Raw genomic sequence first — 16040 nt, 5'->3', positions numbered from 1 at the left:
GCCTCTGTGTGCCTAGGTATCCACCGTTAGCCCTTATTAGCTTGACCACTCAATTCATTTGGTCTTTTTATCACTTGCATTCACAAAAACATCTGTAAAGATTCTCTGTGTCTGCCTGCTTTTTTCGCGTTTCTATGCAGTTTTCAAGGTTCTGGCTGAGACTAAACCCAGCAGTCTGACAAATTTTGTCATGTTGCTGAACTCTCACAAAATTTTCTCTAATGGCAATCGCCACAGGTGGAGGTTAGCGGACTCGAACCGCTGACATCCTGCTTGCAAAGCAGGCGCTCTACCAACTGAGCTAAACCCCCAGAATAATTTATAATTCATAGTTCATAATTCATAAGTAACTATGAATTATGAATTAGTAATTACTAATTCTTCAGGTGGGCCATCCTGGACTCGAACCAGGTACCTCACCCTTATCAGGGGTGCGCTCTAACCACCTGAGCTAATAGCCCATATCGAACCTTCATCATAGTTTGAAAGCTTTCAACATTTGCAAATGTCTGCGACCGACCTAAGGTTAGACCAACTTAGTATCTATATAGCTGTTTACTTTTCGATTTCTAAGGGGTGTAGGTCTCCCTAAAAAGGAGGTGATCCAGCCACACCTTCCGGTACGGCTACCTTGTTACGACTTCACCCCAGTCACCAGTCCTGCCTTAGGCATCCTCCTCCACGAATGGTTGGAGTAATGACTTCGGGCACTACCAGCTTCCATGGTGTGACGGGCGGTGTGTACAAGGCCCGGGAACGAATTCACTGCAGTATGCTGACCTGCAATTACTAGCGATTCCTCCTTCACGCAGGCGAGTTGCAGCCTGCGATCTGAACTGAGCTCCGGTTTACGGGATTTGCTTGACATCGCTATCTTGCTGCCCTCTGTCCGGAGCATTGTAGTACGTGTGTAGCCCAAGGCGTAAGGGGCATGCTGACTTGACGTCATCCCCACCTTCCTCCGGTTTGTCACCGGCAGTCTCTCTAGAGTGCCCAACTTAATGCTGGCAACTAAAAACGAGGGTTGCGCTCGTTGCGGGACTTAACCCAACATCTCACGACACGAGCTGACGACAGCCATGCACCACCTGTGTTCGCGCTCCCGAAGGCACTCTTCCCTTTCAAGAAGATTCGCGACATGTCAAGCCTTGGTAAGGTTCTTCGCGTTGCATCGAATTAAACCACATACTCCACCGCTTGTGCGGGCCCCCGTCAATTCCTTTGAGTTTCACCGTTGCCGGCGTACTCCCCAGGCGGGATACTTAACGCGTTAGCTACGGCACGGCTCGGGTCGATACAAGCCACGCCTAGTATCCATCGTTTACGGCTAGGACTACTGGGGTATCTAATCCCATTCGCTCCCCTAGCTTTCGTCCCTCAGTGTCAGTTACGGCCTAGCAGAGCGCCTTCGCCACTGGTGTTCTTCCTGATCTCTACGCATTTCACCGCTACACCAGGAATTCCCTCTGCCCCGAACGTACTCTAGCTATGTAGTTTCCACTGCTCTTATCTAGTTGAGCTAGACTCTTTAACAGCAGACTTACATCGCCACCTGCGGACGCTTTACGCCCAATCATTCCGGATAACGCTTGCATCCTCCGTATTACCGCGGCTGCTGGCACGGAGTTAGCCGATGCTTATTCCTCAGGTACCGTCATTGTCTTCTTCCCTGAGAAAAGAGGTTTACGACCCAAGAGCCTTCCTCCCTCACGCGGTATTGCTCCGTCAGGCTTTCGCCCATTGCGGAAAATTCCCCACTGCTGCCTCCCGTAGGAGTCTGGGCCGTGTCTCAGTCCCAGTGTGGCTGATCGTCCTCTCAGACCAGCTACTGATCGTCGCCTAGGTGCGCCTTTACCACACCTACTAGCTAATCAGACGCGAGCTCATCTCCAGGCAATTAATCTTTCACCTCGAAAGGCACATCCAGTATTAGCCACCGTTTCCAGTGGTTGTCCCAGACCTAGAGCCAGATTCTCACGCGTTACTCACCCGTCCGCCACTAAATCCGAAGATTTCGTTCGACTTGCATGTGTTAAGCATACCGCCAGCGTTCATCCTGAGCCAGGATCAAACTCTCCGTTTTGAAGCGTTTGTAAGCTCAATTAGCTGCTCTTTTTTAACTTCAGCTTAGTTATCTTTATTTTCTTAGACCCAAACTACTTGCTGTATAATCGCTTTCAAACTATAATATTTTCAAGGTTCGGTTCACCTTTTGGCGTCGCTTTTCTCGCTCCGCTTCAGGCACTTATTCAATATAGCGAACCTACTTCATTGTGTCAACCATTTTTCCAAATTATTTTGGGACTGTTTCTGATTCCCCATGAAACTCCCCACAGTGCCGGGTTGTAGGCAACAATGGTTTATGCACTGTGCCAACGAAGCAAGGGGAAAGCGTGAATTTTCAATGGAAACCTGAATAAGGGGGATGACTGGCAATGATTGGGTAACCGATTCTAAGGTAGAAATAAAGTAAATGAGATGATATTATGCCCGACAACTACACCGATCGCTTCCGAGTAATTGTTTGGGATCTACCAGGTTAGGAAAATCAGATAGAGCTACAAAACCTGTGGCGAGCGATCGCATGAAAGCAGAATTACTCTACTCTGAATCACTGTAAAACTAAGAGAACACATGGCATTGATGGAACAAAACCAGCAATGTGCCGAAGCAGTCAGCACGTTTTGCGCTGGCTGCTCATAGCTGGGATAATTACCTAGAACCTGCTTTGCTTCTTCACAGGCTAGATGTACTTAGTACCCTTTGGTTAGAGCCAAAGTAGAGGTCGCCCAATTCTTCCAAAAAAACATCGGTTTGCGATTCTGGATTACGGAAGTAGGGATGGATGGGAAAGAGTTCATCACGAGGGCGGGTTTCCGGTGAAGACAGAATCTGCTCAAGCAAAGTCAGGTAGTTTTCAGCAGTAGATTCCCAAGTGTACGTCTTCAGTACCCGTTGCTGACCCGCTTGGGCAAAATACTCCCACTCCTGACCATCACATAGCAACCGCTCCAAGCCCCGTGCAATATCAGCAGGATCTTCTGGGTCAACGAGTACGCCATATTCCTTATTTCCCTGCCGCAAGCTCTCGCTGGGGCCACCGTTCTTAGTTGCTACCACTGGTAAACCTGCAACTGCTGCTTCTAAGGGAGCAAGCCCAAAGGGTTTGTAGAGTGCGGTCAGCGCAAATACTGAGCGACGTTTAACCATAAACCGATAGGCTGCTGCCAGTGATTCTTGAGACTGATCTAACAGGACAAAGGCACTCACCTTGCCCCACAAGTCGTTTTCTTTGACCACTTCCCGAATCGGAGCTAATACCTCTTCAGCCATGCAGTCAGTAGTTTCCTCTCGTAAAGGATCGTCCAGCCCCCCTGTAAGTAGCACCAAGTTAGATCGTTCCTGAAGTATTGGACTCATTGCGAAGGCTTGCACTAGCCCTAATATATTTTTTTTCAGCTCTAATCTACTGGATGCTAGGATAACAGGCAAATCTCGACGTGGTTCTGCAATGTCCCGTGCCAATCGCTCCTGAATGAGCATGTGGGTAGCCTCCTCATTTTCGTAACGCGCTTTTGCACCGAAAATCGAGAAATCTGCTCCCGGTGGAATCACTGCAAAGCGGTTGTCGTTGTCTAGATCCACTGCACCACTATAGACTCGATGAGAATACTGTTCAAAGCGTTCTTGTCGTGTACTGGTGATATTAATGGCCGAGCGATTCATGCTCAGGCGTTCTGCTAAAATGCGATATCTGAAATAGAATTGCTCGTCTATTTCTGCGAGATTCTCTCGGGTGACTTCCAGTTTGTCCATCTTTTGAGCGCCGAGAGAATGAGCAGTAAAGGTAAAAGGTATACCTGTCTCCTCTTCAATTAGAGCGCCACACAGTCCTCCATCGCCGTAGTGAGCAGTCATAGCATCGGGTAAACCACCTTGCTGTTGATAAAACTTCAAGATGTTGGGTATCCAATCAGCGACTAGATGAGGCCATAACAACTCTTTAGAGAGAAATTCTTTTGGCCCTGCTGGTAAGCGGATAATGCGGACGTTATCGATCCCTGGATAAGTGTCAATCGCTTGGGCAAACTCTGGCCACTCCGGGTCAATAATTTGACGGGTGATAATATCAACTTTATGACCCATTTGAGCTATGGCTATGGCGACTTGCTTAACGTAGATCAACTGACCCCCAAAATCTGGGTGTTTCGTGATGTGACTATTGGCTGAATCAAAATTGCCTTGAGGGTTGAGAAATCCAATGTGCATTGCCCACTTCCTAATACAGGTTGATTTCTACTAGAGATTTTTGCCTGAAGACGGCAGCATAACAGCTTAGTGAGCTTGTTAAAAACTCCCAAGGTTGAAAAACGCAGGCAGTGAGGCTGTAGATAAATACCATCAACAAGTAAGTAAAAGGGCTTTTATTGATTCCCTTTAGCTTAAACCCAGCCAATTTGCGTATTTTCATTAATGTATAATTTAATCACTACTGCGACTGGCGCACATATACCCGATGACATAAATGGTAAGTTGATGTTTCTACTTAAAAACAACGGCTAACATATCAACACAGCGATAATGATTGATTTTGAACCTTGGGACAGATTATTGCGTCAGTATGTTGATCAACAGGGTCGTGTAGACTACATTGCTTGGAAAAAGGAGCAACCCCAAGCAATTGCAGATTGGTTGTCGAGCCAAAAAAATCTGGCTTTTAAATCTAATAGCAACAATCTCGAAGAATTGGCATTGTGGATCAACCTTTACAATGCGTTCACCATTTCGACAATTTTGGAGAGATACCCGATAGAATCGATTCGTCCGCGAATTTTAGGGATTCCCAACTGGCTAGCTTTTTTGTGGTTCTTCCAACGTCGCGCTTATTATATGTTTGGGGAAAGTTATAGTTTAGCTAAAATTGAGAACTCTATTCTACGGGAAAAATTGCAGGAGCCACGAATTCATTTTGCGATCGTTTGTGCTTCAGTTGGTTGTCCTTTACTACGTTCGGGAGCTTACTTTCCTGAGCAGGTTATTCAGCAATTAGATGAAGATACACGTCGTTTCATGAATAACGCTGAAAAAGTCCGTTATGACATGGAGAGCAAAACGCTTTACTGTAATAAAATCTTGAAATGGTATCGTCAAGATTTTTTAAAGGTTGCACCCTCCATTCCCGAATACATCCGCTCCTACTTGAAAACAGACTATCCCCTTAATGCTTCAACGCGAATATCCTATCTTGATTATGATTGGAGCTTAAATCAGCGAATATCTTCATAAAACTGTTTAAGATAATTTGCATTAACCCCAATCCCCCACAAAAGGCCAATATAAAGGTAAATTGCAGTTGCTTTGAAGCTACCCCATTTGGCTACGCGACGATCTGAGGAATGAACAATCCGATTTACCAGATAGATACGTCCTTTTTTAACTAACTTCAGGCATAAATCTCCATCCTCCATAATCGGCAATGCCTGATCAAATCCGCCACAATCCCAAAAATCAATTCGACGACAGAACATTACTTGATCTCCAAACAACAGACGCAATCCTCGAAAAAAGAGGTGAGGCTTAAATAACAGTGGTGCGTAATAGGTTTTTAAATAATTATGTAGAGAGATACCCCAACGAGTTGTTTGAGATCCTGACATCAGAGAAATGAACCCGCCACAGGCAATGGTAGGTTCTGCCAGAGTCTTGTTGATGATGGTAATTAGATCATCTGGAACCCAAGTATCTGCATGAAGAAAGCAAATGATATCTCCAGTTGCTGCTGATGCTCCATAGTTCATCTGAAGAGAACGCCCTCGCTGTTGAGATGAAAGAATTTGTACATTCAAAGTTTGATTAAATGACTCAAAAATTTGCTTTGCAACTGTCACCGTCTGATCTTGGCTGCCACCATCTACCACTATCACCTCAGAAGGAGGAGGATTAAGTAAAGTCAGTTGGCGCAATGTCCGTCCTAAGTTAGTTGCTTCATTTAAAGTAGGAATGATAATAGAAACTTGAGACATACCGATTTAGTAGTTTTATAATTATCTTTATTTTACTTGTTAATGTTGATAGGCTTTAGCCCAAAGAGAAATCGGACTCTTTGTTGAGACGTTTTATAAAGATTTCATACAAAGCATTTCTCACTAAAACGGTTGCTGTACTAATCATTAAAAATTTTGCAGCTATGCCTAAATCAAATTGCAATAGATAAAAAGATATCGCCACCAAAACTGTTTGATGCAGCAAAAAAAATGGATAAGCGGCAGCGCCCACTCAAAATTACCTTGAGGATGAATCCCGTTAAAAACTGTGGGTAAAACTGTAAATAGGAACCGATATTTTCGTGATGAGTACGAACAAAAAAAATAACCCATCCAAGGGTAGGGACAATAGGGTTCGGTTAGGGTTTTTTGATGAAAATTCTAAATCACAAAGACGCGATAAATCGCCGTCTCTACAATAATTAATCCTTTGTCTTGACGGCGATTTATCGCATCTTTTGGCTTAAACGAACCGTATTGAGGGTAGGGCTTGATAAGTCATTTTTAATATAAAAATCGCCTAATTCGCCTTGGTCACAAACTGCGGCAGCATGAAAATAAATTAACAATAGTACCGCCAATACTCTTAACAAATCGAGTTAATAGTGTCTTTATTGGTGATTATTTGTTATATCTAAATCAGATTTTAAATTCATTTATTTGCCAGGGTTATAAACCAATACGCTTAGAGCATGTTTTAAAAGTAGTAGGCTGTATCAAAAACTTTAGATCCTCCTAAATCCTCCTTAAAAAGGAGGACTTTAATTCCGGTTCCTCCTTTTATAAGGGGAGCCAGCGCGGTCTTGGGTTCTCCCTAAGTGGGGGGGATCAATAAGTACCTAAAATGACAGCCTAAGACTTTCCAAATAACCTCTTAGATCAAGGCTTAATTCTTTGTTAAAATGAATTTTTTTAATGCTCCTGAGCATGGTAACGAGCTTTCAGAAGTTTTCCCCAGATTGCATTGTAAGGATGTACAACCTGTGTAGATTGGTCGTCTTTAAAAATGAGCCTTCCTTCATTTGCCCAGTGAAAAATGCCACCACTCAAGTTATAAATGCACTTCATCCCAGTTTCATTAAGCTGCTGGGCTAATTTGGCGCTACGGTAGCCAACGGCGCAGTACACGACAATTGGTCTGTCTTTTGAAACTGTAGAAAGTACTGCTAAGTCAGGTATAAGAGCGTCTATCTGCGCTGCTGTTTCAATATGGCTCACTGCATATTCTATCTGACTCCGTGCATCTAGCACTAATGGCCGAGGCTTTGCAGAACCTAATAGTAATTGAGCTAATTCTTTGGTTGTAATTTCTTTAACATTAGGAAACTGCAATCTAATCAGGAGTTTTATAAACTTGAATGTAAGTAATTGCACTTATAAAAATATTTTTTGGTTTTTATAGATCAATACAGTTCAGTTAAGCCCAAAAACCTTGGTAAAGACGCGAAATTTCGCGTCTCTACAGGTCTAAAATTAGTACCAAAAATCCTTAACTGAACCGTATTGTTTTATAGATAGGTTTAATTTTAATTTTATCACGAGTATGATTTAAAAGAATTTTCAGGCTCTAAATATTCGCCTTACGGCTAGATTCAGCTAACCTTTTTAGCCTTAAAAATTGCTGACGCATCATTACTAAATCTCCCCAAGGAATAAAATAGCGCATTCATGACCAAAACTTATTATTGGGATAGCGAATATGCCCTTTGGTACAGGTGTGTTAGTTGATGAACTAGATTTTTCGGATGATAAATTGCTTCAAGGTCGAACTTTCTCTTACTCGGATACTCAGCGTTACCGTGTAGGAGCAAATTATCTGCAATTAGCAATTAATAAACCAAAAACCAGGGTTGCTACAAATCAGCATGGTGGCCAAATGGATTATCTCGATGGCGATAAGGGAAGCGAGAATCCGCACATCAATTATGAGCCAAGTAGTATTGATGGGTTAAAAGAAGCACCAAAGTCTGGTAAAGACTATACTCCCCATGTTGAAGGTCAAGTGATGCGTAAAAAAATTAGTCTTTTGAAATAGCAATTGATAGGAGGTTTTACAATACTTGAACCATTGAGAAAAATTGCATTTTCCTAGATATTCACTCTTTATTTACACAGATTCCTGCAATTTACAATTATCCATAAGGATGAGATTAAAATACAGGATTTAATCCTAAATTAAGTTTAAAAAAAGTGGATGAAGAATAATTTGCTGGCTTTAAGGTGTTTAATAAAGTTATTACCGAAAGTCTAGTAGAAGCAAAAACATGAAAGGTTTCAAGAAGTTATCTTCAATAGCGCTATTGCTATGTGCCTTTGTGTATCCGCCCTCATTAGCTGAAGCGAAGGATATTTCTCTAAGTAATGGTCGCAATGAACAGAGCGTTGCACCAGAGGGTAACTTAGTTGGAGATAAAACCGGAGAGCTTTTAATTGCTCAACGGCGGTCAGGACGATACCGAATGATCAGACGTCGGCAGATTATCCGACGCCGACAGCCCTTTGGACGATACCAAAATATTCGACGACGCCAGCCTTACGGACGATACCAAAATATTCGACGCCGACAGCCTTACGGACGATACCAAAATATTCGACGCCGACAGCCTTACGGACGATATCAAATTATTCGACCACGGCAGCAGTTTAGGCAACGGCAGATTATCCAGCGACGGCAGCCTTACGGACGATACCAGATTATCCGACGACGGTATTGATGAGGACTGATGCAACTAACTAATGGTTAGTGGTTGAATCACCAACCACTAACCACTAACCACTAACTATGGTTACGTTCTAATGAGCTGCTACTACTTCTCCTTCAAGGCGAACTAGTCGGTCTGCTAAAAGTTTCTCAAGGTCTTCTAATGCCTTGGTGAAACCTTTGATGCCTTCATCTAATTTGTCAGTTGCCATGCGGTCTGCGGCGTGCATCTTGTCATAGCTAGCTTTGTCAACGGATATCTTTTCAATTTCCAAGTTTGCTGCCTTGGCGGGGTCGAGTTTGCGTGGCAGTTCTCCAATAGTTGCTTGCAATTCAGCCAAAAGTGATGGCGAAATGGTCAGCAAATCACTACCTGCAAGTTCAGTAATTTCACCAAGGTTACGGAAGCTAGCTCCCATAACTTCGGTTTTATAGCCGAATTTCTTGTAGTAGTTGTAGATTTTGGTGACTGACAAAACTCCTGGGTCTTCGGCTGCTGGGTAGCTATCGCGTCCGGTATCTTTTTTGTACCAGTCGAGAATCCGGCCGACGAAGGGAGAAATTAGGGTAACGCCAGCTTCTGCACAGGCGATCGCTTGGTGAAGACCAAACAACAAGGTAAGGTTACAGTGAATACCTTCTTTTTCGAGAATTTCCGCAGCGCGAATGCCTTCCCAGGTTGTGGCAATTTTAATTAAGACGCGATCGCGGCCAATTCCGGCAGCTTTATACTGAGCAATTAAGTCCCGTGCCTTAGTTAGGGTAGCTTCGGTATCGTAGGACAAACGAGCATCGACTTCCGTAGACACGCGACCGGGGATGATTTGCAAAATCTTTAATCCGAAGGCAACTGCCAAACGGTCAAAAGCTAGAGAAACTATCTGTGCTTGGGTGGCTCCGGCTCCTGCATCTTTCTTCGCTTGCAGTAAAGTTTGATCGACAATTCCCTGATATTCCGGCATCTGCGCCGCAGCAGTAATCAGAGAAGGATTGGTGGTAGCGTCTTGGGGTTTGAACTTTTCAATTGCCTGGATATCCCCTGTATCTGCGACGACAACAGTCACTTGTCGCAATTGTTCCAGTAAATTCTTAGACATAAAATACTCCGTGATGAATGTTACAGGATTTACTTATTCCCCAGTTCTTTACACTCTTTACTCTTCCTTCAATTCTGATTCTGGCAATTTTTCTTAATCATTGCCCAATTTTGTTTACTATCTTGAGCCACAGCCTTATTCTAAGTGCCTTATGCCGAAATTGGCTGTCCAATGGAATGCACTTTGATTAAGCTAGTTGTTCCTGATTTACCAATTGGAACACCAGAGGTAATAACTACTTTATCGCCCTTATTGGCTAAACCCATGTCTACAACTGTGTTCACCACATTGGTAAACATCTCTTCAGCATTGTGGACTGGTGGGATTAGCAAAGCTTCCACACCCCAAGAAAGTGCTAGTTGGCGATAAGCGGTGATGTCAGAGGTGAGGGCAATAATGGGAGAAGTAGGGCGATATTTAGACACCATTCTCGCTGTACTTCCTGATGTAGTGTTACAGAGAATTGCCCGTGAGCCTGTTTCATAAGCGATGCGACACACGGATTCTGCTACAGATTCGGTAACGCTGAGACTACCTGCTTCATGACACCAAGCATGTTTGCTACCCTCATCTAAAGCCTGTTCTGTCCGCACAGCGATATTGTGCATCATCTCGACGGCGGCGATGGGATATTGCCCAACAGCTGTTTCACCAGAAAGCATTACTGCATCTGTTCCATCTAAGATGGAGTTGGCAACGTCGGTTGCTTCGGCGCGGGTGGGAATCGGGGGCGCTAATCATCGACTCTAGCATTTGGGTGGCTGTAATCACCGGCTTGCCAGCCCGATTGCAACGGCGAATAATATCTTTTTGAATTAGGGGGACTTCGTGAATTGGTACTTCTACCCCTAAATCGCCACGGGCAATCATAATTGCATCAGCAACATTCAGAATGGAGTCAAAATTCTCTACTGCTTCTGCTCTTTCGATTTTGGCAATTAAGCGGATGGAAGCACCAGCAGCTTCAATCATTCGCTTGGCAGGTTCTAAGTCTTGTGGCGATCGCACAAAGGATACCGCCACCCAGTCTACACCCAACTGAATCCCAAAGCGCAGATCCAGCAAGTCTTTTTCGGTAATCGAACTAACAGGTAAAGGAGTTTGTGGTAGGTTTACTCCTTTGTGTGTGGAAATTAGCCCGCCAATTTTTACTTGTGCGCGAATGCGATCGGCATCACGAGCGGTAACAATCAACTTGACGCGACCATCATTAATCAAAATTGGTTCGCCTGGTCGCACCATTGCGAACAAAGTCGGCAATGGTAAAGGTAGTTCATCGATACTCTCACCCTTTTCTTGCAAAACAAAGGTGACTTCAGTACCAGCTTCTAAATTTAACCCTTCTGGTGGTAAAGTTCCCAAACGAATCTTCGGGCCACAAAGGTCTTGCATAATTGCGATCGGCTTTTGCTGCTCATTACTAATTTGTCTGAGATAGTGAGCAGTTTGGGCGTGGAATTCATAAGCCCCGTGGGAAAAATTCAGCCGCGCTACATTCATTCCAGCTTTTACTAAAGCTTGCAGCTTTTCGGGTGCAGATGTAGCCGGGCCAACAGTACAAATGATTTTGGTTCGACGCATAGGGATTAGGGGTTGAGGAGTAACCTGCAAATTTGGATGATTTGAGCGTAGGCGTAGCCCGTCGTAGACATCGCCCAAGCCATCCAAATTAACATGTGCTTTATATCACTGATTTTGTAAATAAAAATACTAAATGAAGTTTTGTTTTCAGCATATTTACCATTCAACCCAAATCCCAAAAGCCAAGGGTCAGCCCCTGCGGGTAAGTCAAAAGTCAAGGGTCAAAAGTTAATGACTAATGACCAATGACCAATGACCAATGACAAATGACCAATCAAACCACAGCAGCTGTAGATGCGAGTTTTTCCTTCTGTGACATAGACAACATCAGGTCAATCACGCGATTCGAGTAGCCCCACTCGTTGTCATACCAGGCAATTACCTTAAAGAAGTTGGAATTCAACTCAATCCCAGCACCTGCGTCAAAGATACTAGAATGGGTATCGCCTTGAAAATCTGTGGAAACTACTTCTTCATCTGTGTAACCCAAAATACCTGCTAGAGAACCTGCGGCAGCCTCTTTCATGGCAGCACAGATTTCTTTATAACTAGTGGCTTTGGCAGTTTTGAAAGTTAAATCAACTACAGAGACATCGGGAGTCGGAACTCGCAAAGCCATACCAGTTAACCTACCCTTCAATTCTGGTAAAACCAACGCTACAGCTTTAGCTGCGCCTGTAGAAGAGGGAATAATATTCTGGCTTGCACCTCGACCACCGCGCCAGTCTTTCTTACTGGGGCCGTCTACAGTTGGCTGAGTGGCAGTCATGGCATGGACTGTGGTCATCAACCCTTCAGTCAACCCAAAATTGTCATTGATGACCTTAGCTATGGGAGCTAGACAGTTTGTAGTGCAGCTAGCATTGGAGACAATTATATCTTTGCTAGGGTCAAACAAGTGATGATTTACACCCATTAGTAGGGTAGAAACCCTATCTGGATCTTTAGTGGGAGCGGAAATTACCACTCGCTTTGCACCTGCTTTCAGGTGGTTTCCGGCTCCTTCGTGATCAGTGAAGAGTCCGGTAGCTTCCACTACATAATCTGCACCTAATTTTCCCCAAGGTAACTCTGCTGGGTTTCTCACCGACACGCAAGGAATGAAGTGTCCGTCAATGAGGATACCATCTTCCTTAGCTTCAACCTTATGCTTTAATTTACCGTGGGTTGAATCGTACTTTAATAAGTAAGCGAGGTTATCTGGTGGTACTAGGTCGTTAATGCCTATAAACTCAATGTTGGGGTTATCGATGCCAGCGCGAAGCACAAGTCGCCCGATTCGACCGAAGCCATTGATACCAACCTTCAATTTAGTCAAGATAAAACCTACCCTTGTGGAAAGTTGAACAAAAGGAGAAAGTTAAAAGTCAAAATAGATTGCCTTTTACTCTTTACTCTATGATCCTGACAGTATCAGTCAGCTAAGACATATTTACTTGGCATATTTTAATGATTGGGCAAAACAATGAGTTAGGAGTTAGGAGTTAGGAGTTAGGAGTTAGGAGTTAGGAGTTAGGAGTTAGGAGTTAGGAGTTAGGAGTTAGGAGTTAGGAGTTAGGAGTTAGGAGTTAGGAGTTAGGAGTTAGGAGTTAGGAGTTCTTCTCCCCTTTCTCTGCCCCACTACCCACTCAGGACTGGCTCAACCATAGCTATCCGCTAAGAGACTTCCAAGAAATAAATTATCCATTGACATGGGAATTAACTAATTTGCTTTTGCAACCCACGATTTGTTAGGAGGTAAACAGCAAAAGTACCTACCCAGTGACTAGCTGCATAATGTTCACTTACAATATTTGCTAGTCCATGCTGACGATGGTGAAGGGCAGTAGAGCGGAGTGTTTCTCGGCGGCGATCGCTATTTGCCAATTTAGAAATGATACCCTCAAGCATCCAAGCACGACTGAGATTAAGACCATAGAAGTGGGCTTGCATATAATCTTGAGGATTATCTACTCCGGGTGGTTGTAACCAATTTGCTGAAGTCTCAATCGGTATTTCTGGAAGAAAATCGGTGAGCCAGTCAGTGAAAGCTGTTGTTGGCAGGACTCGCCGCATCAGGTCTGCTTCAGCAAGGCCAGGAGAAAGAAAATCGTAACCAAGCGGCTCAAATTGTAAGGAGTAGTTGCGATCGCTTAGATAAAATTGCCGTGCCTTGTTCTCTATTAACCCAGTGAAGTCAGCATTTTCGGTAATCCGTGCCCAATCTAGCATCAAACCAAGTGCAAAAGCTGTTTGGCTATGCATCCCTGTGCGATTGGGAAGTTTCAGTCCGTCAATCCAGCGATGTAAATTACCTGCAATCAACTTTTCTAGCGGTTCCAATACAACCCGCCATTCTTTCGCTTGAGGATGATTCCACTGGTGAAGTTCCGCAGCCAGTTGCAAAAGCCATGCCACACCATAAGGAAATTCAAAAAACGGTAGCCGTTGGAAATGAGCAATTTCTCCTTGAATTTTCTCAGGTGTTAGGCTTTGCTCAAGTGCTTGCTTTGAGGCTGCATTGAAGGAGGCTTCAGGAAAGTGACGCATAAGACGTACCAGCAACCAGTGACCATGTACAGCTGAATGCCAATCTAAGCAGCCATAAAAAGCAGGAGTCAATTCACGCGGTGGTTTTAGATCCTCGTCGCTATCAGCCCAATAAAGACCACTGTGGGGATATTCTCGCCCGATACAATCCAGCACTAATTGAGCAAATTGTACTGCGATCGCTTCATTTATCTCTAAATTATCGCGTGGCATGGTCATTTCTACCAATAAGGACATGTATCGGAATGCATTGTACGATCACAAAGACGCGATAAATCGCCGTCTCTACAAAGGACTGATTATTGTACAGACGGCGATTTATCGCGTCTCTTGCCTTAACCAAACCGTATTGCAATGCATCCCGACGCATTATCATTGCAAATTTAATTCGCTATCGAATTAACCATCACTTGTGCTTCCGGTTTTACCCTAGCTTCTGCTTCTAGAAATTCAGCGACTTGAGCCTCAATTTCATCCCGGACAATCTGGCGATACTCCAAGAAATGCTCAATTTGGGCACAAACAGCTAAATAGCTACTGACTCCACCCGGATTATGCTGATACATGCTCCACAAGTTGCGCCAGAATTGCCAGCGCGTTTGACGACGGACACCCTGTCGCCAACAAATAATCAGAAACGCTCGGAGTACTTTCCAGTTCAATGGTTTCTTGGCAGCTTTGCCCTTTTTCGGGTAGGTTGCTTCGCCCAAAAGCCGGAAGTGTTTGTATGTACGCTCCAAAAATCGTTCTGGCTCATACAAATCACAAAACGCCTGCACATATTCACGAGCGATATCTTCTAAAGGTCGAGTTGGGACAAAGTTCATCAACGTGGTTTGGTTGATGTTGGCTGATTTATTGCGGAGTCGTCCTTCCTTTTCTAATCTATGCCACAGCGCTGTATCTGGAAGCGCTTGCAGCATACTAAATAAGGCTGTAGGAATTGCTGTTTCCTCGACAAACTTGACAATTCGTGCGCCTGCTCCTACTTTCTCGCCATCAAACCCAATGATAAAACCTGCCATGACTCGCAACCCTGAGCGGGTAATTCTATTCACAGCTTCACTGAGCGAGTCTCTGGTATTCTGGTATTTCTGAGTGAAAGTGAGACTTTCTTCGTCGGGGGTTTCAATTCCCAGAAAAACGGCTCCAAAATTACACACTACCATCAAATCCATCAGTTCTTGATCTTGGGCTAAATCAACTGAAGCCTCTGTGGCAAAGGAAAAGGGATAGTTATGTTCTACCATCCACGGCAGAAGGGACTTCAAAAATAATTTGACATTCCGCTTATTACCAATGAAGTTGTCATCCACCATAAAAATACTGCGTCGCCAACCCAGTTTGTAGAGATAATCTAGTTCTGCTAATATTTGTTCTGGGTTTTTGGTGCGGGGTTTACGACCATATAGCACAATAATGTCGCAGAATTCACATTGGAAGGGACATCCACGCGAAAATTGCACCGACATTTCCGCATAAGCTTCAAATTCTAGCAAGTCAAAGCGAGGAGTTGGAGTATTAGTCACATCTGGTTTTTCACCACCAGAGCGAAATATACCTGTGCGATCGCCCCGTGCGATCGCTGCTACAAATAAGGGTAGGGTAATTTCCCCTTCGTCCAATATCAAGTAATCTGCTCCGGCGGATGTCATTTCATCTGGTAGCGCTGTCGGGAAGGGGCCACCAACAGCTACCCGTTTACCTCTGGATTTTGCTTCTAATATCTGAGAGAGTAAATCCTCTTTTTGCACAATCATCGCCGACATAATAACCAAATCTGCCCAAGCCCATTCTGCTTCGGTACAGACGCGAACATTTCGATCTACTAACTTATACTCCCATTCTTGAGGTAATATCGCGGCTACAGTTACCAAGCCTAAAGGCGGTAGCATTGCTTTACGGTCTAATAAAGCTAGTGTTTTTTCAAAAGACCAAAAACTTTTTGGAAAACGGGGGTATAGAAGTAAAACGTTCATCTTTGACGCTTATAAACCTTTATCTTAGCTGCTGCTTGAATTTACATACAACTTAGCCACTCTGACAACACATTAGAGCAGCCTTTGTATCCAGTAGTAGTACCGTACC

11 protein-coding genes, 2 tRNA genes, 2 rRNA genes and 2 pseudogenes (1 of these 17 running past the window's edge) are annotated in these 16040 nt (G+C 44.0%); 3 read left to right on the top strand and 14 right to left on the bottom strand.

Going from position 1 to position 16040, the window contains the following annotated elements; genetic code table 11:
• The 5 genes from D1367_RS12890 to D1367_RS12870 all read right to left on the bottom strand — a co-directional run.
• Positions 1-47, bottom strand: a 23S ribosomal RNA gene (locus D1367_RS12890); it reaches 2845 nt to the left of the window's first position.
• Between the two features lie 191 nt (positions 48-238).
• Positions 239-311, bottom strand: a tRNA-Ala gene (locus tag D1367_RS12885).
• Positions 312-387: 76 nt separating this feature from the next.
• Positions 388-461: transfer RNA gene (locus tag D1367_RS12880), tRNA-Ile, on the bottom strand.
• A 131-nt stretch (positions 462-592) separates the two neighbouring features.
• Positions 593-2083 (bottom strand): 16S ribosomal RNA (locus tag D1367_RS12875).
• Together the 16S and 23S rRNA genes with 2 tRNA genes alongside form the textbook arrangement of a ribosomal RNA operon.
• 653 nt (positions 2084-2736) lie before the next feature.
• Positions 2737-4269 carry a glycosyltransferase gene (locus tag D1367_RS12870; RefSeq protein ID WP_118166811.1) on the bottom strand — a complete coding sequence of 511 codons (1533 nt, stop codon included), beginning with the start codon at positions 4267-4269 and terminating at the stop codon, positions 2737-2739.
• Positions 4270-4581: 312 nt separating this feature from the next.
• Here D1367_RS12870 and D1367_RS12865 point away from each other — a divergent pair, with 312 nt between their 5' ends.
• Positions 4582-5286: a DUF547 domain-containing protein gene (locus D1367_RS12865; protein ID WP_118166810.1), complete on the top strand. Its 705-nt coding sequence runs from the start codon at positions 4582-4584 to the stop codon at positions 5284-5286.
• On the opposite strand, the gene D1367_RS12860 is transcribed toward D1367_RS12865, so the two are convergent.
• Both D1367_RS12860 and D1367_RS12850 read right to left on the bottom strand, forming a co-directional pair.
• Complete coding sequence (locus tag D1367_RS12860; RefSeq protein ID WP_118166809.1) at positions 5268-6023, bottom strand: TIGR04283 family arsenosugar biosynthesis glycosyltransferase; 756 nt, start codon at positions 6021-6023, stop codon at positions 5268-5270. The genes D1367_RS12865 and D1367_RS12860 overlap by 19 nt on opposite strands.
• Positions 6024-6956: 933 nt before the next feature.
• Complete coding sequence (locus D1367_RS12850) at positions 6957-7376, bottom strand: rhodanese-like domain-containing protein (RefSeq protein WP_228674521.1); 420 nt, start codon at positions 7374-7376, stop codon at positions 6957-6959.
• A gap of 373 nt (positions 7377-7749) precedes the next feature.
• Here D1367_RS12850 and D1367_RS12845 point away from each other — a divergent pair.
• Positions 7750-8064, top strand: a pseudogene (locus D1367_RS12845) (catalase); the annotation flags it as partial.
• A 244-nt stretch (positions 8065-8308) separates the two neighbouring features.
• The gene (locus D1367_RS30115) at positions 8309-8758 is read left to right on the top strand and encodes a hypothetical protein (protein ID WP_147337360.1); all 450 of its coding nucleotides are present in this window, start codon (positions 8309-8311) and stop codon (positions 8756-8758) included.
• Between the two features lie 79 nt (positions 8759-8837).
• Here D1367_RS30115 and D1367_RS12835 read toward each other — a convergent pair whose 3' ends face one another.
• The 7 genes and pseudogenes from D1367_RS12835 to D1367_RS12815 all read right to left on the bottom strand — a co-directional run bounded on the left by D1367_RS12835 (position 8838) and on the right by D1367_RS12815 (position 15931).
• Complete coding sequence (locus D1367_RS12835; RefSeq protein ID WP_118166804.1) at positions 8838-9842, bottom strand: transaldolase; 1005 nt, start codon at positions 9840-9842, stop codon at positions 8838-8840.
• Positions 9843-9991: 149 nt separating this feature from the next.
• Positions 9992-11423, bottom strand: a pseudogene (gene pyk / locus D1367_RS12830) (pyruvate kinase).
• A gap of 5 nt (positions 11424-11428) precedes the next feature.
• Positions 11429-11641: a hypothetical protein gene (locus tag D1367_RS30110; protein WP_147337359.1), complete on the bottom strand. Its 213-nt coding sequence runs from the start codon at positions 11639-11641 to the stop codon at positions 11429-11431.
• Positions 11642-11697: 56 nt separating this feature from the next.
• Positions 11698-12741 (bottom strand): type I glyceraldehyde-3-phosphate dehydrogenase, encoded by a 1044-nt coding sequence (gene gap / locus D1367_RS12825; protein WP_118166803.1) that lies wholly within the window; start codon positions 12739-12741, stop codon positions 11698-11700.
• A 380-nt stretch (positions 12742-13121) separates the two neighbouring features.
• Positions 13122-14165, bottom strand: coding sequence for a DUF2891 domain-containing protein (locus D1367_RS12820; protein WP_323808628.1), 1044 nt, complete (start codon positions 14163-14165; stop codon positions 13122-13124).
• Entirely contained in the window at positions 14152-14328 is a 177-nt protein-coding gene (locus tag D1367_RS31780; RefSeq protein ID WP_220451052.1) for a hypothetical protein, read from the bottom strand. Before D1367_RS31780 ends, D1367_RS12820 begins: the two co-directional genes overlap by 14 nt.
• A gap of 7 nt (positions 14329-14335) precedes the next feature.
• Positions 14336-15931, bottom strand: a complete 1596-nt coding sequence (locus D1367_RS12815; RefSeq protein WP_118166802.1) for a B12-binding domain-containing radical SAM protein — start codon at positions 15929-15931, stop codon at positions 14336-14338.
• Between the last annotated feature and the right edge of the window lie 109 nt (positions 15932-16040).

This window comes from Nostoc sphaeroides, from assembly GCF_003443655.1.
Classification (GTDB): Bacteria; Cyanobacteriota; Cyanobacteriia; order Cyanobacteriales; family Nostocaceae; genus Nostoc; species Nostoc sphaeroides.
Note: the sequence above shows the minus strand (reverse complement) of the source record. Positions and strands in the feature narration are given on the sequence as shown.